Annotated in this window: 16 protein-coding genes, 5 tRNA genes, 3 rRNA genes and 2 pseudogenes; 24 read left to right on the forward strand and 2 right to left on the reverse strand. The window is 43.3% G+C overall.

Annotation, left to right across the window (positions count from 1 at the left end; translation table 11 throughout):
• The first annotated feature begins 1 nt into the window (after nucleotide 1).
• From dusB to LRC_RS01980, 18 genes and pseudogenes are all read left to right on the forward strand, one after another.
• Complete coding sequence (gene dusB / locus LRC_RS01895; RefSeq protein ID WP_014072926.1) at nucleotides 2-991, forward strand: tRNA dihydrouridine synthase DusB; 990 nt, start codon at nucleotides 2-4, stop codon at nucleotides 989-991.
• 68 nt (nucleotides 992-1,059) lie between these two features.
• Complete coding sequence (gene lysS / locus LRC_RS01900; protein ID WP_014072927.1) at nucleotides 1,060-2,550, forward strand: lysine--tRNA ligase; 1,491 nt, start codon at nucleotides 1,060-1,062, stop codon at nucleotides 2,548-2,550.
• Between the two features lie 391 nt (nucleotides 2,551-2,941).
• On the forward strand, nucleotides 2,942-3,208 hold the full coding sequence (locus LRC_RS01905; protein ID WP_014072929.1) for a DUF6462 family protein: 267 nt from the start codon (nucleotides 2,942-2,944) through the stop codon (nucleotides 3,206-3,208).
• A complete protein-coding gene (locus LRC_RS01910; protein ID WP_014072930.1) occupies nucleotides 3,198-3,425 on the forward strand; it encodes a DUF6462 family protein in 228 nt (75 codons plus the stop codon). The genes LRC_RS01905 and LRC_RS01910 overlap by 11 nt, the downstream gene beginning before the upstream one ends.
• Before the next feature lie 14 nt (nucleotides 3,426-3,439).
• Nucleotides 3,440-3,787: a TnpV protein gene (locus LRC_RS01915; RefSeq protein ID WP_035172174.1), complete on the forward strand. Its 348-nt coding sequence runs from the start codon at nucleotides 3,440-3,442 to the stop codon at nucleotides 3,785-3,787.
• Between the two features lie 198 nt (nucleotides 3,788-3,985).
• On the forward strand, nucleotides 3,986-5,329 hold the full coding sequence (locus LRC_RS01920; protein WP_014072931.1) for an exonuclease/endonuclease/phosphatase family protein: 1,344 nt from the start codon (nucleotides 3,986-3,988) through the stop codon (nucleotides 5,327-5,329).
• Nucleotides 5,330-5,454: 125 nt separating this feature from the next.
• On the forward strand, nucleotides 5,455-5,910 hold the full coding sequence (locus tag LRC_RS01925) for a hypothetical protein (RefSeq protein ID WP_014072932.1): 456 nt from the start codon (nucleotides 5,455-5,457) through the stop codon (nucleotides 5,908-5,910).
• 559 nt (nucleotides 5,911-6,469) lie between these two features.
• Nucleotides 6,470-6,574 (forward strand): annotated as a pseudogene (locus LRC_RS11665) (DNA cytosine methyltransferase); the annotation flags it as partial.
• A 43-nt stretch (nucleotides 6,575-6,617) separates the two neighbouring features.
• On the forward strand, nucleotides 6,618-6,689 hold the full coding sequence (locus tag LRC_RS12340; RefSeq protein ID WP_455768902.1) for an Eco47II family restriction endonuclease: 72 nt from the start codon (nucleotides 6,618-6,620) through the stop codon (nucleotides 6,687-6,689).
• 7 nt (nucleotides 6,690-6,696) lie between these two features.
• A complete protein-coding gene (locus tag LRC_RS01935; RefSeq protein ID WP_455768901.1) occupies nucleotides 6,697-7,074 on the forward strand; it encodes an Eco47II family restriction endonuclease in 378 nt (125 codons plus the stop codon).
• 140 nt (nucleotides 7,075-7,214) lie between these two features.
• A complete protein-coding gene (locus LRC_RS01940; RefSeq protein WP_080876943.1) occupies nucleotides 7,215-8,459 on the forward strand; it encodes a toll/interleukin-1 receptor domain-containing protein in 1,245 nt (414 codons plus the stop codon).
• A gap of 762 nt (nucleotides 8,460-9,221) precedes the next feature.
• Nucleotides 9,222-9,878, forward strand: a pseudogene (locus LRC_RS01950) (gamma-glutamyl-gamma-aminobutyrate hydrolase family protein); the annotation flags it as partial.
• Between the two features lie 548 nt (nucleotides 9,879-10,426).
• Nucleotides 10,427-11,989: ribosomal RNA gene (locus LRC_RS01955) — 16S ribosomal RNA — on the forward strand.
• 214 nt (nucleotides 11,990-12,203) lie between these two features.
• A 23S ribosomal RNA gene (locus LRC_RS01960) occupies nucleotides 12,204-15,117 on the forward strand.
• Nucleotides 15,118-15,192: 75 nt separating this feature from the next.
• Nucleotides 15,193-15,309: ribosomal RNA gene (rrf, locus tag LRC_RS01965) — 5S ribosomal RNA — on the forward strand.
• The 16S, 23S and 5S rRNA genes sit together here with 3 tRNA genes alongside, the layout of an rRNA operon.
• Nucleotides 15,310-15,317: 8 nt before the next feature.
• Nucleotides 15,318-15,390: transfer RNA gene (locus tag LRC_RS01970), tRNA-Asn, on the forward strand.
• A 27-nt stretch (nucleotides 15,391-15,417) separates the two neighbouring features.
• Nucleotides 15,418-15,489: transfer RNA gene (locus LRC_RS01975), tRNA-Glu, on the forward strand.
• A gap of 4 nt (nucleotides 15,490-15,493) precedes the next feature.
• Nucleotides 15,494-15,566 (forward strand) — tRNA-Thr (locus LRC_RS01980).
• A gap of 511 nt (nucleotides 15,567-16,077) precedes the next feature.
• Here the strand turns inward: LRC_RS01980 and LRC_RS01985 are convergent.
• Nucleotides 16,078-17,103, reverse strand: a complete 1,026-nt coding sequence (locus LRC_RS01985) for an asparaginase (protein WP_258414453.1) — start codon at nucleotides 17,101-17,103, stop codon at nucleotides 16,078-16,080.
• Nucleotides 17,104-17,545: 442 nt separating this feature from the next.
• Here LRC_RS01985 and LRC_RS01990 point away from each other — a divergent pair, with 442 nt between their 5' ends.
• From LRC_RS01990 to LRC_RS02015, 6 genes are all read left to right on the forward strand, one after another.
• Nucleotides 17,546-19,015, forward strand: a complete 1,470-nt coding sequence (locus LRC_RS01990; RefSeq protein WP_014072938.1) for a peptide MFS transporter — start codon at nucleotides 17,546-17,548, stop codon at nucleotides 19,013-19,015.
• Between the two features lie 221 nt (nucleotides 19,016-19,236).
• Nucleotides 19,237-19,322: transfer RNA gene (locus LRC_RS01995), tRNA-Tyr, on the forward strand.
• A 4-nt stretch (nucleotides 19,323-19,326) separates the two neighbouring features.
• A tRNA-Gln gene (locus LRC_RS02000) sits at nucleotides 19,327-19,398 on the forward strand.
• A gap of 183 nt (nucleotides 19,399-19,581) precedes the next feature.
• A complete protein-coding gene (gene proC, locus LRC_RS02005; RefSeq protein WP_003696840.1) occupies nucleotides 19,582-20,379 on the forward strand; it encodes a pyrroline-5-carboxylate reductase in 798 nt (265 codons plus the stop codon).
• 76 nt (nucleotides 20,380-20,455) lie between these two features.
• A complete protein-coding gene (gene nagA / locus LRC_RS02010; RefSeq protein WP_014072939.1) occupies nucleotides 20,456-21,592 on the forward strand; it encodes an N-acetylglucosamine-6-phosphate deacetylase in 1,137 nt (378 codons plus the stop codon).
• 25 nt (nucleotides 21,593-21,617) lie between these two features.
• Nucleotides 21,618-22,316 (forward strand): GntR family transcriptional regulator, encoded by a 699-nt coding sequence (locus LRC_RS02015; RefSeq protein ID WP_014072940.1) that lies wholly within the window; start codon nucleotides 21,618-21,620, stop codon nucleotides 22,314-22,316.
• A 313-nt stretch (nucleotides 22,317-22,629) separates the two neighbouring features.
• On the opposite strand, the gene LRC_RS11645 is transcribed toward LRC_RS02015, so the two are convergent.
• Nucleotides 22,630-22,980, reverse strand: a complete 351-nt coding sequence (locus LRC_RS11645) for a hypothetical protein (RefSeq protein ID WP_041819819.1) — start codon at nucleotides 22,978-22,980, stop codon at nucleotides 22,630-22,632.
• Between the last annotated feature and the right edge of the window lie 18 nt (nucleotides 22,981-22,998).

The following is a 22,998-nucleotide window of genomic DNA, read 5'->3' on the forward strand; positions in this document are numbered from 1 at the left end:
AATGGAGTGGAAAATCGGTGACGTCACGATTCCTAATCAGGTCGTCGTGGCTCCAATGGCCGGAGTGACGAACGTTGCATTCAGGCTGATCTGCAAGGAGTTTGGCGCAGGTCTTGTTGTTTGTGAAATGATTTCTGACAAGGGAATCCACTTCAGGAACAAAAAAACGCTTGGGATGTTGTTTGTCGATCCGACGGAACATCCCGTCAGCGTTCAAATTTTTGGCGGAAGCAAAGAATCCTTGGTTGAAGCTGCTCAATTCGTGGCTGAAAATACAAGTGCCGATATTATTGACATCAACATGGGATGTCCGGTTACAAAGGTTACGAAAACTGATGCCGGCTCAAGATGGCTGCTTGATCCGGACAAGGTTTATGAAATGGTGGATGCGGTAACGCACTCGATTGACAAACCCGTAACCGTTAAAATGAGAACCGGATGGGATGAAGATCATATTTACGCAATTGAAAATGCCTTGGCAGCTCAAGAAGGCGGCGCCAAAGCATTAGCAATGCACGGCAGAACGAGAAAGCAATTATATTCAGGACATGCGGACTGGAACATTCTGCATGAGGTTGCCGACAAATTGACGATTCCTTTCATGGGAAACGGTGACGTCAGAACGCCTCAGGATGCAAAAAAAATGCTTGATGAGGTCGGATGCGACGCCGTCATGATCGGGCGCGCAGCATTGGGCAATCCCTGGATTTTAAAGCAGACCGTACATTATCTCGAAACGGGGGAACTTTTGGAAGAACCAACGCCGGATCAAAAAATCATCGTTGCAAAAGAACATTTGCACAGACTTGTTCTGGCCAAAGGCGAGAAAATGGGGCCAAAAGAATTTCGTTCCCAGGCGGCGTATTATTTAAAGGGCATCCCTCGTTCTGCAAGAGCTAAAGCAGCTTTGAACAGTGCAGATACTGAAGAAGAAATGCATGAAATTTTTGACGGCTTTTTGGCTGACTATCAGGCAAGGAACAGCAAGTAGCATAGCTTTGCAAGCAAAACATGTGATATAATTAAAAAAGTGTGAATAAAAGAAAGTGAGGACTAATAATGGCTAATGAACAAACCATGAACGATCAAATGCGCGTTCGTCGCGAAAAGATGCAAGAATTGCGCGACGCAAGCATTGATCCATTCGGCCATCGTTTTGAACGTGATTCCATGAACCAGGAACTTCATGAGAAGTATGGCGACATGGACAAGGAAGAATTGAACGACAAGGACATTATCGTAACGATTGCAGGGCGCATGGTTGCCAAACGCGGCAAAGGAAAAGTCGGTTTTGCAGATCTTCAGGATAAAACCGGCAGAATGCAGCTTTATATCCGCAAAGATGAAGTCGGAGAAGACATGTACCACATCTTTAAGCGTTCTGATCTCGGTGATTTCCTGGGAATTACAGGTCAGGTCATCAAGACTGACATGGGCGAACTGACCGTAAAGGTAACAAAGCTTACTTTCCTTTCGAAGGCGTTGCGTCCGCTTCCTGACAAATATCATGGTTTGCAAGACATTGAACAAATTTATCGTCAGCGCTATCTGGATTTGATTACGAATCGCGAAAGCTACAATCGTTTCGTTAATCGCAGTCGCATCGTGACGGCAATTCGTCGCTATCTTGACGGAAACGGATTCCTTGAAGTTGAAACGCCCGTCCTGCATACACAGGCCGGCGGTGCTTCTGCTCGTCCGTTCATCACTCACCACAATGCGCTCGATATTGAGCTTTATTTGCGCATCGCTCTTGAACTGCATTTGAAACGCCTGATCGTCGGCGGAATGGAACGCGTTTATGAAATCGGACGCGTTTTCCGTAATGAAGGCATCGATACTCATCACAACCCTGAATTTACCATGCTCGAAACATATGCTGCTTATTTCGACTTCAAGGACGTCATGGATGAAACCGAAGGAATCTTCAAGGCTGCCGCAAAGGTCGTTTCCGATAACAGCATCGTGACGTATCAAGGAACGGAAGTCAACTTTGACAAGCCGTTCAAGCGCGCACATATGGTTGACCTGATCAAAGAATATACCGGTGTTGATTTCTGGAAGGAAATGACCGTTGAAGAAGCTCGCAAGATTGCGGACGAACATGGCGTTCATTACGAATCCTATTGGAAAGTCGGTCACATCATCAACGAATTCTTTGAAGAATTCTGTGAAGACAAGATCGTTGATCCGACGTTCGTTTATGGTCATCCTGTCGAAATTTCTCCGCTTGCCAAGAAGAATGCCGATGATCCGCGTTTCACGGATCGTTTCGAACTCTATATTCTTGGCGGCGAATATGCCAATGCTTTCACGGAATTGAACGATCCAATCGATCAGCGTCAGCGTTTTGAAGCCCAGGTCGAAGAGCGCAAGGCCGGAAACGATGAAGCAGAAGGCATCGATGAAGACTATATCGAGGCAATGGAATACGGCATGCCTCCGACAGGCGGTCTTGGCATCGGAATCGACCGTTTGGTCATGCTGTTGACAAATGCAGAGTCGATTCGCGACGTCTTGTTGTTCCCGACAATGAAGACCATCGGATGATGGAAATTGATTCCGAAGGTATGCTGATTTCAGCAGTGCACGAGGAAGACGGTCACGAAGGACGGAACTTTCTGATGGTAAATGACAGAATCCCAGCAGGTGCAAAGCTCTATTAAAATCAAATGTAAAATCTTTAAAACCATGATGTCAGGCCACAGTTGACAACAAAATTTGGGATAATAATGAATCGTTATGAAGCATGACGAATTTCAGGTGAAAGGCCACAGGTTTGAGAATGAAATCAAAATTGATTCACTGAATCAATGATTGATATGCATGACAACAAGAGCACTTCTTAGAGTTAATCTGAGAAGTGCTTTTTTTCGTACAAAAATATATCCCGGCAGTCAACTTCTGTAAAACAGTAAATCTAATTTTGGAGGAAAACATCATGGATAAAAATTATAAACCAATCAAAAGTATGAAAGAAGTACCGGAGCAGCTTAGAAAATTGCGCCGACAGTATCTGCGTTATCAACAGGCAGAGATTATTTACAGCATTTCTCATAAGAAACTTTTTGAACTCGCCAGTGATGCAGGTGTGATTTACAGAATAGATGGAACCGTATTGATCAACCGGGATATTTTTGACGCCTATCTGGAACGATTCCATGAACCAGCGACAGGAAAGGGTAAGGAGATAAAAGATGAGCGGTAATGTATGGATGTTTTCAGATGAAATTGATGATGAAGATCTGGAATTTATGAGTCATGACTACGTGACCTATAACATGGCGTGCGAATACTACAGACTGGGAATCAAACCCGTTGTCTGTATGGCACATGAAGCAGGGGCGGTATATAAAATCAGAAAAAAAGTGCTGATTCGAAGAAGTATATTTGAAGCATATTTGCGAGAGCAGAGAAAGATTTGATGGAGGAGAAGGACATGAGCAATCAGAGGAAAATACTACATGATGACAGGAATGGATTAGATTATGTGTTGATAGGAGATTATTACCTGCCAGTGCTATCATTACCGGAAGAAACCAGACCGATTGGGTACTGGGGAATGCTTCGGAAAGAATATCTGAAAAAACATAAATCGGGAATGTATTCTTATCTTTTGTTGACCGGAAAACTGGACAGCTATCTGGCAGATCTTAACGAACAGGCACAGGAACGGTATGAGCTGATTGAAGCACAAATGAGAAGTGTGGAAGGTGTAACAGAGGCATTAAAAGCACGAATCCTGCGGAGGAAGATCCGTATATCTCAGCAGCTATTGCTTTGCTGAAGGAATTGAAGACAGACAAAGCCAGAAAGGCTGCCCTTGAACATATCAAGCTGGTGGCGATGATGGAGGAATAGCGATCAAAGCGTAAAAGTGCATATTAAAGTGTTGACATGTAGAAAAAATAGTTTATAATATACATTAAAGATAATAATAAAGTGCAATAGATAATGTTAGAGTGTATAGAAAGAGAGTGTATATATGTATCTTAGAATAAAGGCGCAGCAGAGAACACTGGACAATTTACAAGTGATTACCAAAAATAACTATCCTGATCTACGAGTGACAAAGGGATATGTTCTTACTGCTTTATTGGAAGGATATAAGCAGTACGTTAATAACGAAGAAGTTCTTAAGAAAGCAATTAAAGAATCTGATGTCAAGCAGGAAGGATCAGGAACTCCCGTGAACTTTAATATAACTGCACAAGCCAATACAAATCTTGAATCTATGAAAAGAATAATAGATAAGATGACTGGAAGATCATTTTTTCCAGCTCAAATAATAGATATTCTTTTGATCTGTGCCCTTTCTATTGAATCTAAAGATTTCATGGAGACGGAAGATAGTATAGATTCTATTCGTCTTCAGATAATCAAAAAAATAGCAGATACAGATACGACGGATGTTATGACATTATACAAAATAAGGAAGGTACTTAATGAATCTTTTGAAAGGGGATGCAACATGATGAAGTATAAAGTTTTAGAACACAACGTAAATCAGGCAACAAATAAAGATGGAAAAAATTCTCTGCCAGCTGTAATTGTCACAGAGATTCACGAAGAAAAGCCTGATCTCGGCTCATTGCCAGAGTTTGCTTTTTGCAAAAATTATATGCAATTCTTCGACGACGCATTTGGCGATGAATACGATTATTATCCAAAGGAACCCACAGCCAACACTGATAATAAGCAAAACGAATTACTTTTATTTTGGAAGAAAGAAAAGTTTGAAGCAGTTTTAGATAGTGCCCAGACTACAGAAGTGACATGGGAAAATAACATGCCTAACTTTACCAGTGTGATTTTAAAGGAGAAAGATACGGAGAAAGAATTTCTATTCTGCGGGTTAAGAATCACAATGGCAAGATGCATTGATAACAATGCAAGTAAAGCAGAGCAACAGAAGCAATACAAACAGCAGGCTGCTTTGCGTAGAGAACAGATGGAGTATGTACTTTCTGTCACTGATAAATGTGAGCATGTCCTTATTGTAGGCGATTTTAATAATTACAGAAGAGGTGTAGATCTTGAAGAATGGAATGTTGGATGTATAAACTGTGGTAAGCAGGATTACACTGTGTATACACCTAACGGACAGAGTATTTATAAAGAGGATGCAATGAGCGATGACTACGAATTCCCGGAAGATCATATCGTAAGTAGAGGTATAGAAGTCTCAAATTACCGCTATGACAGAAAATTTATCAAATGGGACACATCGGGTATTTATAAAAAAGCTGGAACGGATTTTTCTGATTGGTCTTACCTTCATGGATATCCGGATCATGCAACACTCATTGCCGAATTTGAATTATCTTGAGTTTTGTGAGGAAGGCGGTTATGGACATGAATAAGAATGAAGCTTGCAGAAAGTTTAAAGAGTATCTGAATTCATACAACATCAAGTATCAGTAGGATATTGATGAAGAAACAGTGAGACTAACTATGAGATATGAAGGAATGGAGAACGCTCCTGAACGGGCTGTAGAATCCTGCATCTGGTTTTATGATGGTAGTGCAGAAGCAAGGGTTTATTATACGAAGTCAGCATCTAAGATCATAAAGGGTAGTGAACAGATGGAGATCTATGAGCTATTGAACTATATCAATGCAACGTTCTTTCCGCGTACCGGAGATGGAGTCGGGCAGGGGCTATATGATTCACAGTATCTGTATTTGGGAAGATTATATAAAACAGAAGATGGTTATGACGATCTCACATATACAATGGTTATCCCGTATGACTTTTATGAACTTACGCCTATCGAAACAGCAGACTTTCTGACAATAGTTTGCCCGGACTATCTTAATAGGTTAAGCATCGGGATATTTGGTCTACTGCTTGGAAAAATCTCTCTTGAGGAAGCGAAGAAAAACATAGAAACACAGTTTTCAGAGTAAAAAGGCGTTTCCTAGAACATCGGTTGTAGAAATGCAACCGGTGTTTTTTTATGCTCAAAAGTCGCAGATTGCTTACCTAAAGTCAGCGGATATGCTGACGTTGATACAACTGATGCCTATGTTCAGCATATAGCTGTCTGCAACTGTATTTCATGCCCTGTCGGGAATCATCTGCATTACAGCAATCTTAGGCTATGGATTCGGACAGGAAACAGGCACAGAAGCAGGCAAAATGCTTTTGGCAGGTTTTATACTTTATATCCTGTCCGTACTTTCTGGCTGGGCGGTGATATGTCCGGAAACAATCAAAATCAGATTAATGGGAGATTAAAAAGATGGAATTAACGGAAAATATGGAAGAGTTCCTGAATGATCTGATCGGAAAAAGAATGGAACAGGTTTATCAGGAAAAAGATGGAGAGCAGTATGATCCATTCAATGAAGAACTGGAACTGAAAGTGCAAAAGGTAATTCGGAAGTTATCGCCAAAACAGGGAAAAGTTGTTTTTGACTATATGACAGAAATCTCAAATAAATGTAGTGATCTGAATGAGTTCTATATGCAATATTTTTGGAAAAGTTACAGTCTAAGATGTTTTTATTTGAAAATGTAAGAGGTCTATTATCGCATGATAAAGGAAAGACATACAAAACCATATGGAATTAAATTACCAGATGGATCAGTAGTTCACCGAGTATATGTAGAAATGAAAAATAAGCACAATACGATGAACTCAGCAGCAGCTGGAAAAACGTTTATAAAAATGCAGAGCCAGTGATTAAAAGATGATGACTGTGCATGTTTTTTTAGTTGAGGCAATTGCAAAAAAATCTCAGAACATTAAATGGGAAACTTCAGTGGACAATCAGAAAGTGGGACATATGCTGATTCGTCGTGTGAGTATGGATAAATTTTACGCATTGGTAACTGGACAGGACGATGCTTTCTATCAGATATGCATGCCCTTACCAGAAGTAATCCAAGTTGAAACGGAAGGAGAAAATCTTGTTCCGCATGATACAGTTATTGATGAATTGCGTGAAATTGCAAAAGAGAGTTCTATTGAAGGTACTGATCTTACTTTTGCGATGGCTATTTATATACTGGGCTTTTCTTCATATGCAGGTTTCAATTCGATGTTGACACCGGAAATGGTAAAATAGATGCAGACGAGCGACAGAATTTCAACATATGTAAAAATGATTCTGAAAAACAGCTATGGAACTGACAATAAATAAGGGAGTGAACCGTTATTAGTACAAATAAATTACCGGATGTATTTATATCATATGCCGCTGATGTTTTGGCCGATACTACACAAGGATTGAATCGAGCTGAATTGGTTAAACAATGCAATAAATATGCAATTAAATATGGGGTAGATATTCCGATAGCTACAACAGATTGGGGAGATTTTGGGAAAAAAGTAAAAAATAAAAGAACTGCTATGTACCAAAATTTATCTTCATTTTCAGGAGAACAACAATTCTCCATTATAAAAGAGATAGCGGAACTTCCGTTTTTTGCAAATAATCCAGAAGCAAAAGAATTACATAAATTTTTGCTAGAAAGATACAGTTCATATTCAGATATCGTAACAGAGGATAAAAAGATGGAACAAAGATATACCGTGGATGCCAGTTGTCCAACTGTGTTTATATCATATTCATGGGATGGTGATGAGCATAAAAGATGGGTAAAAGATTTTGCTGATCAATTATTATCTGATGGGATAAATGTTGTAGTTGATCAATATGATTTATCATTAGGTGATCGTTTACCACAATTTATGGAACAATCTATTACGGATGCAGATTATGTTTTGATTATCTGTACACCATTGTATAAGGAAAAAGCTGATAAAAGAACTGGTGGTGTAGGGTATGAGGGGCATATAATTTCTGATGAATTATTCAATCATCATAACGAAAGAAAGTTTATTCCTGTATTAAGAAGAGGTACTTTTGAGACGGCATTGCCTAAATTTTGTGCAGGAAAATTGAGTATTGACTTGTCAGAAACACCATTTTCTCAAGAACAATATCATGACTTGCTGACTACTATCTTTGGAAAAAAGAAGAAGCCGGCTATTGGGAAAAAACCATCTACAGTAGGGAATTTTCAAAAAAATTTAGATCAGGAAGAAGCAATTCATATCTTAGGTATAATTACAAATGAAGTGACTATTCCGAAAATGGACGGAAGCCGAGGAAGTGCTTTGTATTCAGTTCCATTTCAATTATCAAAAACACCTAGTGGATTATGGGGACAAATATTTGTCGCAATATGGAACAGTCCACCTAGATTTACCACTATGCATAGACCAGGGATTGCTTCAGTTATAGGATCAAAAATTATTTTAAACGGAACAACAATTGATGAAGTGAAAAATTACCATAGAGATACTTTGCTATTGTGTGTTGAGGAAGCAAATAAAAAAGAACAAGAAATTAAAGAAAGAGAAAATCGTTTGAAAGAGCAAGAGGAAAAACCTAAACAACAGCATTTTCAACATGTATCTGATCTTGCAGACGAAATAAATTTTTAATGATTAACCCAAAGAGCATTAATCGTAAAAAGTTAATGCTTCTTTTTTTGACTTTTTTCAAAAAGCATCTGACATTGTACACCCTGCCACATGTGGTTAGTGGAAAAATAAATTCTTTTAGACAAGCACCGTCCAAATACCATTTGAAACTTGCAATTAGTGAAGAAATATTTCGTTTACGCATAAAAAACTTGCAAAAAGGGGGTGGTAAATACCATTTCCAACGCTTTATAGGTAGAGGAATAGTTATTTTTCAAAAATTCCCAAAATCATGTCCGATTTTGTCACCCCCAATACAGAGTATATGAAGGGACTAACGAAAGTAAAAGAAAAAATGATAAAAATGTAAAAAATATCACGAATTTTTTGCATCATGCCAAGTCATTTGACTTTAGTAATTAGAGGACGTTTTGGAATGTTCCTTCACTGAAACTTGACACTTGATAAGTGCACCCTGAAAGCCTACCAGGAGTTCTGCCATGACCTTTCTTTTTCTGAAAGCAAGCGGAATCATAATGACACTCCCGATGATGGGCGGCTGATCAAAGCCTTATGATCAGTGACCTGTGTATGCAGGCAGATGCAGTCTGAGACGACTGCAGGCGACAGGAAAACGCACGACAGACTACCGCTCCCAAATTTCTATGCGGAGATGAAACGGAGAGGGAAGAATCTCTCCAACTTACAGGAGTTTGCAAAATCTATCAATTATCTTCTGACCCATAAGATAGAAACAATGGAGGAACTCCTGGGCAAGATTGGAATTTTGTTGCCGGAGACTATGTTTACATATTAGAAAAAGCCGGTGCCGTACCGGTCATAATTCCGCAGTATGAAAATCCTCAAAACGTCAAGTCGATTCTGGATTGTCTGGACGGAGTCGTCATCACCGGCGGGCATGACGTTGATCCGGTCTGTTATGGCGAATTTCCCAAGGAATACTGCGGCAGGGTCATGCCGAAAAGAGACAGGCAGGATATCGAGATCGCAAATTATTTTCTGTTTGAAAAAAAGCGGCCGGTTTTGGGTATATGCCGGGAAATTCAGATCATCAACGTTGCCTGCGGCGGAACTCTGTACCAGGATCTTGTCAGGGAAGGAGGCTTTGAAAGTCATTCCGGAAGTAGGTATCCGCGCAATGAGGGCTGGCATCGAGTCGATTTTGAACCGCGGAGTCGCTTTGCGGATATCTTCGGAAAAAGCAGCGTCATGGTCAATTCCTATCATCATCAGGGAGTCAGGTTGCCGGGAAAAGGATGCGAAATCAAGGGAAAGTCGGAAGACGGAGTCCCAGAGGCAATCGAGGTGATGAATCATCCGTTTGTGCTGGCAGTTCAATGGCATCCGGAAATGATGTTTGATTCTGAAGAACAGGTGAAACTTTTAGCAGCATTCGTTGATGCTGCCAAGAAATTTTGAAACTGCGTCAAAAATATTTCCCGGGGAATAAATGATCGTTTTTTTGTCGGATTTAAATAAAGTTCGGTTGATTATTGAAATAGCGTGCAATTAAAAAAAGGTCGAGTGGCTGACGGAAAAAACATTTAAAAAAGTGCTTGCTATTTTATTTTGACATGGTATACTTAAAGAGTTGCTAATGAAGAGTGCTTGATTTTAAATTCGTAAAAGGTGTTGACACATTGATTTTTACGTGTTATGATTATCAAGTTGTCACTTTTGGTGATAATACAAAATAAAATTATTATTGACATTCCTTTTGAAAGGTGCGATAATAATTTGGTCGGCAAATTGATTTTATTAAATCGAATCGAAAATAACTTTTAAAAAGTTATTGACAAGATAATTTGTTGATGATATACTTAAGAAGTCGCAACGAGTGACTTGCGAAACAGATCTTTGAAAACTGAACAAAGTTTCGATAAGCAAATGTGCAGGGCTTCTTGTTTTAAACGAGAGCAACAATATTTGCGAAGTCAATTCGCTAGTAAATTTTGAGTCACAAACTATAAATTGAGAGTTTGATCCTGGCTCAGGACGAACGCTGGCGGCGTGCCTAATACATGCAAGTCGAACGAAGCTTTCTTTCACCGAATGCTTGCATTCACCGAAAGAAGCTTAGTGGCGAACGGGTGAGTAACACGTAGGCAACCTGCCCAAAAGAGGGGGATAACACTTGGAAACAGGTGCTAATACCGCATAACCATGAACACCGCATGATGTTTATGTAAAAGACGGCTTTTGCTGTCACTTTTGGATGGGCCTGCGGCGTATTAACTTGTTGGTGGGGTAATGGCCTACCAAGGTGATGATACGTAGCCGAACTGAGAGGTTGATCGGCCACATTGGGACTGAGACACGGCCCAAACTCCTACGGGAGGCAGCAGTAGGGAATCTTCCACAATGGACGAAAGTCTGATGGAGCAACGCCGCGTGAATGAAGAAGGCCTTCGGGTCGTAAAATTCTGTTGTCAGAGAAGAACGTGCGTGAGAGTAACTGTTCACGTATTGACGGTATCTGACCAGAAAGCCACGGCTAACTACGTGCCAGCAGCCGCGGTAATACGTAGGTGGCAAGCGTTGTCCGGATTTATTGGGCGTAAAGGGAACGCAGGCGGTCTTTTAAATCTGATGTGAAAGCCTTCGGCTTAACCGAAGTAGTGCATTGGAAACTGGAAGACTTGAGTGCAGAAGAGGAGAGTGGAACTCCATGTGTAGCGGTGAAATGCGTAGATATATGGAAGAACACCAGTGGCGAAAGCGGCTCTCTGGTCTGTAACTGACGCTGAGGTTCGAAAGCGTGGGTAGCAAACAGGATTAGATACCCTGGTAGTCCACGCCGTAAACGATGAGTGCTAAGTGTTGGAGGGTTTCCGCCCTTCAGTGCTGCAGCTAACGCATTAAGCACTCCGCCTGGGGAGTACGGTCGCAAGACTGAAACTCAAAGGAATTGACGGGGGCCCGCACAAGCGGTGGAGCATGTGGTTTAATTCGAAGCAACGCGAAGAACCTTACCAGGTCTTGACATCTTCTGACAATTCCAGAGATGGAACGTTCCCTTCGGGGACAGAATGACAGGTGGTGCATGGTTGTCGTCAGCTCGTGTCGTGAGATGTTGGGTTAAGTCCCGCAACGAGCGCAACCCTTATTGTCAGTTGCCATCATTAAGTTGGGCACTCTGGCGAGACTGCCGGTGACAAACCGGAGGAAGGTGGGGATGACGTCAAATCATCATGCCCCTTATGACCTGGGCTACACACGTGCTACAATGGACGGTACAACGAGTCGCTAACTCGCGAGGGCAAGCTAATCTCTTAAAGCCGTTCTCAGTTCGGATTGCAGGCTGCAACTCGCCTGCATGAAGTCGGAATCGCTAGTAATCGCGAATCAGCATGTCGCGGTGAATACGTTCCCGGGCCTTGTACACACCGCCCGTCACACCATGAGAGTTTGTAACACCCAAAGTCGGTGGGGTAACCTTTTGGAGCCAGCCGCCTAAGGTGGGACAGATGATTGGGGTGAAGTCGTAACAAGGTAGCCGTAGGAGAACCTGCGGCTGGATCACCTCCTTTCTAAGGAATGAATTACGGAATCTGCACATGATTCGAAACTTTGTTTAGTTTTGAGGGATTTGTTTCCTCAAAACTTGTTCTTTGAAAACTAGATAATATTTTATTTCTTTGTTAATTTTTATAACCGAGAACACCGCGTTTTAAAGAGTTTAAAACAAGAAATTAGTTCTTAATCGCAAAACTCATAACCGTTTATCGCAAGATAAATATTATAGGTTAAGTTATTAAGGGCGCATGGTGGATGCCTTGGCACTAGGAGCCGATGAAGGACGTGACTAACTGCGATATGCTTCGGGGAGTCGTAAGTAGACTGTGATCCGGAGATTTCCGAATGGGGAAACCCAGCACGCTTTGCCTGTTATCGCTCAATGAATTCATAGTTGAGCTGAAGGTAGACGCGGGGAACTGAAACATCTAAGTACCCGCAGGAAGAGAAAGAAAATTCGATTCCCTAAGTAGCGGCGAGCGAACGGGGAACAGCCCAAACCAGAGAGCTTGCTCTCTGGGGTTGTAGGACTGGACATCTGAGTTACCAAGAAATAACGTAGTCGAATGATATGGGAAGATCAGCCAGAGAAGGTAACAGCCCTGTAAACGAAACGTTGTTTCCTCAGTCCAGGATCCTGAGTACGGCGGAACACGTGAAACTCCGTCGGAATCCGGGAGGACCATCTCCCAAGGCTAAATACTCCCTAGTGACCGATAGTGAACCATTACCGTGAGGGAAAGGTGAAAAGCACCCCGGGAGGGGAGTGAAAGAGTACCTGAAACCATGTGCCTACAAGTAGTCAGAGCCCGTTAACGGGTGATGGCGTGCCTTTTGTAGAATGAACCGGCGAGTTATGCTAACGTGCGAGGTTAAGGCGGAAAGGCCGGAGCCGCAGCGAAAGCGAGTCTGAACAGGGCGAACGAGTACGTTGGTGTAAACCCGAAACCAGGTGACCTACCCATGTCCAGGTTGAAGGTGCGGTAAAACGCACTGGAGGACCGAACCCGTGTATGTTGAAAAATGCTGGGATGAGGTGTGGGTAGCGGTGAAATTCCAATCGAACTTGGAGATAGCTGGTTCTCTCCGAAATAGCTTTAGGGCTAGCCTCGGAGTTGAGAATCGTGGAGGTAGAGCACTGTTTGGACTAGGGGCCCGTCTTGGGTTACTGAATTCAGATAAACTCCGAATGCCACTGATTTATATCCGGGAGTCAGACTGCGAGTGATAAGATCCGTAGTCGAAAGGGAAACAGCCCAGACCACCGATTAAGGTCCCTAAATATGTGTTAAGTGGAAAAGGATGTGGAATTGCACAGACAACTAGGATGTTGGCTCAGAAGCAGCCACCATTTAAAGAGTGCGTAATAGCTCACTAGTCGAGTGATCCTGCGCCGAAAATGTAACGGGGCTAAACACATTACCGAAATCGTGGATGCAGCTTTGCTGCATGGTAGGAGAGCGTTCTAAGGGCGGTGAAGCCGGACCGTAAGGACCGGTGGAGCGCTTAGAAGTGAGAATGCCGGTATGAGTAGCGAAAGACAGGTGAGAATCCTGTCCACCGAATGACTAAGGTTTCCTGGGGAAGGCTCGTCCTCCCAGGGTTAGTCGGGACCTAAGCTGAGGCCGAGAGGCGTAGGCGATGGACAACGGGTTGATATTCCCGTACCGGTCTGATTTGTTTGAACAACGGAGGGACGCAGGAGGCTAACGATGCGCACTATCGGATGTGCGTCCAAGCAGCAAGTCTGTCGGCGAGTCAAATGCTTGCCGGCTCAAGGACAAGCTGTGACGGGCATGAACGATTTATCGTTCTAAGTGAGTGACGTCACACTGCCAAGAAAAGCTTCTAGTTAGAATCAGACCGCCCGTACCGCAAACCGACACAGGTAGTCGGGTCGAGAAGACCAAGGTGAGCGAGAGAACTCTCGTTAAGGAACTCGGCAAAATGACCCCGTAACTTCGGGAGAAGGGGTGCTGATCGCAAGATCAGCCGCAGTGAATAGGCCCAGGCGACTGTTTATCAAAAACACAGGTTTCTGCAAAATCGTAAGATGAAGTATAGGGGCTGACGCCTGCCCGGTGCTGGAAGGTTAAGAGGATGGGTTAGCGCAAGCGAAGCTCAGAATTGAAGCCCCAGTAAACGGCGGCCGTAACTATAACGGTCCTAAGGTAGCGAAATTCCTTGTCGGGTAAGTTCCGACCCGCACGAAAGGCGTAACGATCTGGGCACTGTCTCAACGAGAGACTCGGTGAAATTATAATACCCGTGAAGATGCGGGTTACCCGCGACAGGACGGAAAGACCCCATGGAGCTTTACTGTAGCTTGATATTGGGTGTTTGTACAACTTGTACAGGATAGGTAGGAGCCGTAGAAGTCGGGACGCTAGTTTCGACGGAGGCATCGGTGGGATACTACCCTCGTTGTATGAACACTCTAACCCACGCCGGCAATCACGGCGGGAGACAGTGTCAGGTGGGCAGTTTGACTGGGGCGGTCGCCTCCTAAAAGGTAACGGAGGCGCCCAAAGGTTCCCTCAGAATGGTTGGAAATCATTCACAGAGTGTAAAGGCATAAGGGAGCTTGACTGCGAGACCTACAAGTCGAGCAGGGACGAAAGTCGGGCTTAGTGATCCGGTGGTTCCGCATGGAAGGGCCATCGCTCAACGGATAAAAGCTACCCTGGGGATAACAGGCTTATCTCCCCCAAGAGTCCACATCGACGGGGAGGTTTGGCACCTCGATGTCGGCTCATCGCATCCTGGGGCTGTAGTCGGTCCCAAGGGTTGGGCTGTTCGCCCATTAAAGCGGTACGCGAGCTGGGTTCAGAACGTCGTGAGACAGTTCGGTCCCTATCCGTCGCGGGCGCAGGAAATTTGAGAGGATCTGTCCTTAGTACGAGAGGACCGGGATGGACATACCGCTGGTGTACCAGTTGTTCTGCCAAGGGCATCGCTGGGTAGCTATGTATGGATGAGATAAACGCTGAAAGCATCTAAGTGCGAAACTCACCTCGAGATAAGATTTCCCACTCCTTTATGGAGTTAAGACCCCTGAGAGATGATCAGGTAGATAGGATGGAAGTGGAAGTGCGGCGACGCATGGAGCGGACCATTACTAATCGGTCGAGGACTTAACCAAAAAAACGCAGGTTCTTGAAAAGAGAAGTGAATATTGTCTAGTTTTGAGAGAACAAGGTTTTCTCAAGGAAAATAGTGTGGTGATGATGGCATGGAGGATATACCTGTTCCCATTCCGAACACAGAAGTCAAGCTCCATAGCGCCGAGAGTAGTTGGGGGATCGCCCCCTGTGAGGGTAGGACGTTGCCATGCTTTATTATTCCGGCATAGCTCAGTTGGTAGAGCACCTGACTGTTAATCAGGCTGTCGACGGTTCGAGTCCGCCTGCCGGAGTTTTTTAAACTAAGAGCATTAGTTTATGGCCCGTTGGTCAAGTGGTTAAGACACCGCCCTTTCACGGCGGTAACATGGGTTCAAATCCCGTACGGGTCATTTTGCCGGTTTAGCTCAGTTGGTAGAGCATCGGTATCGTAAACCGAGGGTCACTGGTTCGAGTCCAGCAACCGGCATCCAAAGTACTTTGAGTCTGTATCACTACAGGCTTTTTTTGTTTAATTATAGACAGCGAACAGCTTAGCAATTGCATTGTTGAGAATCAAGGCAGGCAATTGCATCATGTACAAGTTTATCTATGACTGTATCGTCCCTATGGCAACCTGTGGACATAGTGGACATAAAAGACATTGGTAATTAGACGACCGCTGCTTGATTACGGCTTCGGACGGTCAGGCAAGTTTTTTGTATCTATGTAAATTGTGGTCTGAAATCCGTTAGGGTTCATAGCTCACAAGCCGCTGACTTTAGTCGGTGGCGGTTGACAACAGATATCATTTTGCATTTTTGGCAACCGATTATTAAAATAGCGATGCGTACACGAATAACCTGAGGCATTTATTCTTGTTTCAGGTTGGCGTGCCATGCATCGCTATTTTTGATGATATTTTTAAGAAAAAGACAAATCAGGTAAATCAAATTTGTCATCAGATTGCTTGGACGACTCAATGCGCAATCCTTCAATAATCAATATCTGAAAAAAGTATTGCGTATTTCTTCGATGTTGCGTGTTTGAGTCAGACAAAGCATCAGTAAGATTCTGGCTTTAAACGGGGTTAAAGTATTGGAGCCGATAAAGTGGTTCTTCGGGTCAAAAATTTGCTCATCAAAAACGATCGAGTGCGGAACGCGGGAACTTCTGACGATGACTATGCCGCTTTCCGCTAATTCATCAAGTTTTTGCATCCATGCCTGAGAATAATTGCCGCTGCCGGTTCCGATGACGACAATCCCGTCGCAATCGTGTTTTAGCGCATCCAGAATATCGGTGTCGGCTCCTGCATAATACGTTGCCATCTTAACTTTAGGAAAAGCGTCAAATTGTTGGTTGCAAAACTTGGAACGCAGCGTGTGTTTTGTCGTTGGATGATTCGTGATGAAGACATCGGCATCGCGCATATATCCCAATGCTGCCTGTTCATTCAGACCAAAAGCATCTATTTTATGATTGTTTGTTTTTGCAATGTTGCGTGCAGAATAGATCGTGCTTGAAAACAGACACATGACGCCGCAATCGTGGGCCTTTTCATTTGCCGCAAGAGCAATTGCCTGAAAAAGATTGAACGGACCATCGGGACTCGTTGCGGTGGCAGGACGCATTGCCCCGGTCAAAACAACGGGTTTTTCAGTCGCAATCGTCAGATTAAGAAAATAAGCGGTTTCTTCAATCGTGTCGGTTCCGTGAGTAATGACGATTCCGTCAACGTCAGGACGTTTTGCCTGCTCGTTGATGGTATTGCGCAGTTTTATCCAGTATCGTTCGTTCATTTCGTTTGAATCGACCGAAATGAGCGGAACCATTTCAATTTCAGCCAGATTATTAATCTGAGGAATGGTTTCCAGAATATCGCTGACGTCAATCGTACCTGCACGATATTCTGTTGTGCGACCATCTTCTCCGCTTCCGGCAATCGTGCCACCGGTAGCAATTACGATAATTTTTTCATTTGCTTTTGGGCGAGTTTCCAATATTTTCGAATATTGTGGCATCATTTCACAATACCTCGCCTTCTCCTTTCTTGTCGGTCGATGAGATAACATGGATGAACCTTGTCTTGAGATAGTGATCATCGACTGGTTTGATTCTTAACAATCTCATATTACCTTACTCATATTACCTTAAATGATGTCTTCTATAATGCAAAATTAGTAATAATTTAGAAGATTTTTATTAAATTCAGACGATGAAGTCAAAATGATTAAAATCAACCTTTGGAATTAAATGAACGTTAAATCGAGCAATAAAAAATTGCATCCGCGTTAATTGCGGTTAAATTGAAATGAAAAAAACGTTAAATAAGACTCAATTTATAAAAGATAAAATATGAATTAGCTTGACCCTATGTTGTATGATTAATATAATTATAAGCATTGAGTAAAAACTCAATCATTTAAAGTGGTTTTAGACAGCAGTTATTCGTCTGGAGGAATTTTTATGGATAATAAACCACAGGATGTCTCATTCTTTGGTCACCCACGTGGATTGGCCACGCTTTTTTTCACGGAAATGTGGGAAAGATTCAGTTACTATGGAATGCGCGCCATCCTTTTGTTCTACATGTACTACTCGGTCGCAGAAGGCGGACTTGGATTTGACAAGACCACGGCTGCGTCAATCATGTCGATTTACGGATCGCTTGTTTATCTTTCAAGCGTTATTGGAGGTTTTTTGAGCGACCGTGTCTTGGGAAGCAGAAAAACGGTCTTTATCGGTGGAGTTTTGATCATGTTTGGCCATATTGCTTTAGCAACGCCTTTTGGCAGAGTTGCGCTGTTTGTTTCGATCGCATTGATCGTTATCGGTACGGGGCTGCTCAAGCCAAACGTTTCAGGAATGGTCGGCGACTTATACAGCGATACCGATCCGAGACGCGATGCCGGCTTCAGTATTTTTGTCTTCGGCATTAATATGGGCGCTTTCATTGCGCCGATTGCAGTCGGATATTTAGGACAAAACGTCAACTTCCACCTTGGATTTTCGCTTGCAGCAATCGGAATGTTTTTTGGGCTTGTTCAATACGTGATGGACGGCAAGAAGTATCTTTCAAACAACAGTCTTTACCCAAGCGATCCGATTGAAGGCGAAGAGTTGAAAAAAGTCGCAGTCAAATCAGGTTCGGGTGTCGTTTTGCTTATCTTGATCCTGATCATAATGCAACTTTTTGATGCTTTGAATATCACGAACATCATCAACTTGATTACCGTTATCGCTGTTCTTATTCCGGTCTACTACTTCATCATGATGCTTGGAAGCAAGAAAACGACCAAAGCAGAACGTTCGCGTGTTTTCGCCTACATTCCTCTTTTCTTGGCTTCGATTCTCTTTTGGTCAATTGAAGAACAAGGATCGGTCGTTTTGGCATTATTTGCAAACGAACAAACTCGTCTGACGATTTTCGGACATGCTTTTCCTTCAAGTTTGTTCCAAAGCATGAATCCTTTGTTCATCATGATTTATGTTCCGTTCTTTGCCAAACTGTGGACGAAACTCGGCAAAAGACAACCGTCATCTCCGGTCAAGTTTGCATATGGACTGTTCTTTGCCGGAATTTCGTTTGTTTGGATGATGATTCCGGGAATGGCTTTCGGGACGTCCGCAAAGGTCAGTCCGTTTTGGCTGATCATGAGCTGGGCACTCGTAATTTGTGGTGAAATGCTGATTTCACCGATCGGGCTTTCGGTAACTTCAAAACTTGCTCCGAATGCATTCAAGGCACAAATGATGAGCATCTGGTTCTTAAGCGATGCAGTTGCGCAAGCACTTAACGCGCAGATCGTGCGTTTATATTCTCACGAAACGGAAGTCATGTACTTCGGCGTTGTCGGCATCATTACGATTGTCTTTGGAATCTTGCTGCTGATTCTTGCACCAAGAATCAGGAAATTGATGCTGGATGTAAAATAAACTAGTTTTCAGCCGGGAATTTTCCCGGCTTTTTTGCTAAATTCAGTAAAGAAACGGCTTTTTCAAAAAAGAGTTTGGGGCGAAAAAGTCGGTTATCTCACGTTTTCAGGCGTTTTTTTAAAATAATATTCAAAAAAATCGAAAAAAGACTTGCATTAAGCTTTCAAACACGTTATTATATTTAAGTCGGGTGCGATAAGGCATCAGATGTTCAAGGTAATGGAAGGGTAGCGAAGTCTGGCTAAACGCGGCGGACTGTAAATCCGCTCCTTCGGGTTCGGTGGTTCGAATCCACTCCCTTCCACCACCATTGGGGTATAGCCAAGCGGTAAGGCAACGGTTTTTGGTACCGTCATGCACTGGTTCGAATCCAGTTACCCCAATTATATATCGCTTTGAGACAAGGGTTTTATGACCCTTGTCTTTTTTTCCATATCAAAGTAAAATTCTGTTTCGGTTTCAATTTCTCAAAAGACACGGCTTATGTGTTTTGAAAAATCATGAAGAGCTTGTTCACTGGTATAGTTTCGCAAAAGGTTGTAAAATGTAAGCAAGAGGTGATTTAGATGAAATTAGGCTTTATTGGTGCAGGCAACATGGCCAGGGCGATTATCAACGGCTTGATTGCTGAACAAAAGATTTCCGGTGAGGACGTGTACATACACAGTGCTCACAAAAGCAGCTATGAAAGCTATGCGAAAGAAAAAGGGCTCAATCCTTGCGAAAGCAACTCAGACGTCGTCAAAAACGCAGAGATTGTTTTTTTGGCAGTCAAACCAATCGTTTCCAAAGACGTTTTGGAAGAAGTAAGCACTGAATTTGAAAGAAAAAATCCAGTGCTCGTTTCGATGGTTACGGGCGTCAGCATTGCAGAGCTGGCTGATGCACTGCATTTTCCGGCAGCCAAAATCATCAGAATCATGCCGAACGTAAACGTTGAAATCGGTGAGGGAATGACTGCCCTGAAGGCAGGCAAAAAGGTGACTGAAACCGAATTTTCCGAAGTAACGGATCTTTTTGATTCTATCGGCAAGACGACTGAAATGGAAGAAAAGGACTTCAGCACGTTCGTCGCGCTTGCGGGCAGTTCTCCTGCTTACGTGTATCTCTTTATCGACGCGATGTCTCGGTCGGGCGTCAAGTACGGGTTAAACAAGAGACAGGCAACTGAAATTGCGGCTCAAGCCGTTTTAGGAAGTGCTCTGAAGGTTTTGGAAGCATCCAAAAGTCCGATGGACCTTGTTGATGACGTCTGTTCTCCGGGGGGAACGACGGTAGCCGGACTTTTAGCTATGGAAGAATACGGATTTACGACTTCTGTCATTAAAGGTTTAGACGCGACAGTTGACAAAGACAAAAAATAATAGCCGTTTGCTTGACTTTTTGGTCTATACCAATTATGATTGAACTGTAATCAAAATTAAGAAAGCGGGTTCAATTATGAGCAAGGTTATCAAACATGCAGTAATTTATACTGGTTCAGAGAAGATTGAGGATGGTTACATCAGGTTTGACAAGCAGATCGAAGCCGTCGGCAGAATGAGCGAATATGTTTGCAAATCTTCTGATGATGAAATTGTTGACGTGCTGGGCAAGACGATCGTGCCTGGTTTTATTGACGTTCATAGCCATGGCGGCTACGGTTTTGACACGATGGACGGCAATGCCGACGAAATCGATGAAATGGTAAATCACATGGTTTGCGAAGGCGTGACGACCTATTTTGCGACGACGATGACGCAATCTCACCAAAATATTGAAAATGCCTTGGCGGCCGTTAAGAAAGCTGCTGAAAAAAATCCCGTCATTCAGGGCGTTCATTTGGAAGGACCGTTCGTATCGCCTGTTTTCAAGGGAGCTCAGCCGGAAGAGTATATCGAAGCTCCGGACGTCGAGCTGTTCGATCACTGGAACAAGGTTTCCGGAAACATGATCAGGCTCGTGACGTATGCTCCTGAGCACAAGACTTCGCCTGAATTTGAACAGTATTGTCTGGAACACGGAATTGTTCCTTCATGCGGTCACAGCAACGCAACAAGAGAAGAAATGAAGCATTCGCGCGCAACGCATATCACGCACTTGTACAATGCTCAGCGCGAATTTAAGCACCGTGAACCAGGCGTAACCGGTCACGCTTTGCTTGAAGACAATATTCGCTGCGAAATGATTGCTGACGGATTTCATGTTTGCCCTGACATGATCAAGCTTGCCTATGAGCTGAAAGGAGCAGACAAGATTGAACTCATCACGGATTCAATGCGCGCCAAGGGCATGCCTGAAGGCGTTTCTGAACTTGGCGGTCAAAAGGTCATCGTCAAGGACAGACAGGCTCGCCTTGAAGACGGAACATTGGCAGGATCAGTCCTGATGTTTAAGGATGCATTTGCCAATATTATGAAATTCACCGGCTGCAGCATTGAAGATGCGGTCAAGATGAGTTCAGTCAACCAGGCGCGTGAATTCAACCTGACGTCCAAAGGCGCAATTGAAGCTGGCAAGGATGCAGATTTTAATATTTTCGACGATAAGATGGAACTTGAAGCAACGTACAGCTTCGGGAGGCTTTTTAAAGAATAATCAAAATTATGGAGGGTGATTTTTTATGAGTTCACCGGTTTATATTCAAATTCATAACCAGATAAAAAAAGATATTGAGGCTGGCGTGTGGGCTGTTGGTGATCGAATCCCCTCTGAACGTGAGCTTGCTTTGGAATTTAACGTTAGTCGAATGACTTTGCGTCAGGCGGTTCAGACTTTGGTCGAAGAAGGAATCTTGGAGCGCCAAGTCGGTGCCGGAACCTTTGTTGCACGCAAAAAAGTGCAGGAAAAAATGACCGGCGTGACGAGTTTTACGGAGTTGATGGAAGAACAAGGCAAAAAACCTTCCAGTCGAACGGTTTCTTATTTGGTGACGACTCCTTCTTTGAGCGAAATGGAACGATTGAAGCTTAAAGACGATGAAAAGGTTCTTCGAATGGAGCGTATCCGTTATGCGGACGAAGTGCCTATCTGTTTCGAGGTCGCTACGCTTCCCTATAGTCTCGTCAAAGATTACGAGCGTAATCAGATTACCACGTCGCTTTATCGAACGCTTGAAGAAAGCGGACGGAAAATCGGTCACGCGCAACAAAGCGTCTCTGCTCAGGTTGCATCAGAAAGGATTGCCGAGTATTTGAACATCAAGCGCGGTTCGGCAATTCTCAGGCTGAGACAGATTACGGAACTTGGCGACGGGACACCGTTTGAATATGTCAGGACACAGTATGCCGGCGACAAATTCGAATTTTATCTGGAAAAGTAACGAATCGCATTTCTTTTAAAGTGGATCTTAACGAACGATCGTGTCGAAAGCACGGTCGTTTTTTGTTTTACCGTGATAAATGCCTGGTTTTTGTCTACCTGGCTCTTCGAAACTAAGGCGCGCAGCCTCGAAAGTAGAACAAAATCCCCGAAAATTGAAAAAATGTTCTACCGCCGCCACCAAATTTGAGGCGTGCGGCTCCGAAAGTAGAACAAAAATTCCGAAAATTGAAAAAATGTTCTACCGCCGCCACCAAATTCGAGGCGTGCGGCTCCGAAAGTAGAACAAAATCCCCGAAAATTGAAAAAATGTTCTACCGCCGCCACCAAATTTGAGGCGTGCGGCTCCGAAAGTAGAACAAAATCCCCGAAAATTGAAAAAATGTTCTACCGCCGCCACCAAATTCGACCCGCGCGGAACCAAAAGTAGAACAAAAATCCAAAAAATTGGAAAAATGTTCTACTCGGTTGCTTTCGCCAAAGCAGTGTTGTCTCAGATTACGGGCAAATCTTAAAAAACGTTGCCCGTAAGCCAGTTTGACGCATTGATTGAGCAGGCGATACGCAGTGCTGCATTTGACAAAAAGTCTGTTTTCATGTCTCAAAATTGAAAAAATGCCGGATGAAATCAGTCGACCTGCGCCTTCATTTGTTCGATGCTTCATTTATTTCAAGGGTGAAAC

The organism is Ligilactobacillus ruminis ATCC 27782, from assembly GCF_000224985.1.
GTDB lineage: Bacteria > Bacillota > Bacilli > Lactobacillales > Lactobacillaceae > Ligilactobacillus > Ligilactobacillus ruminis.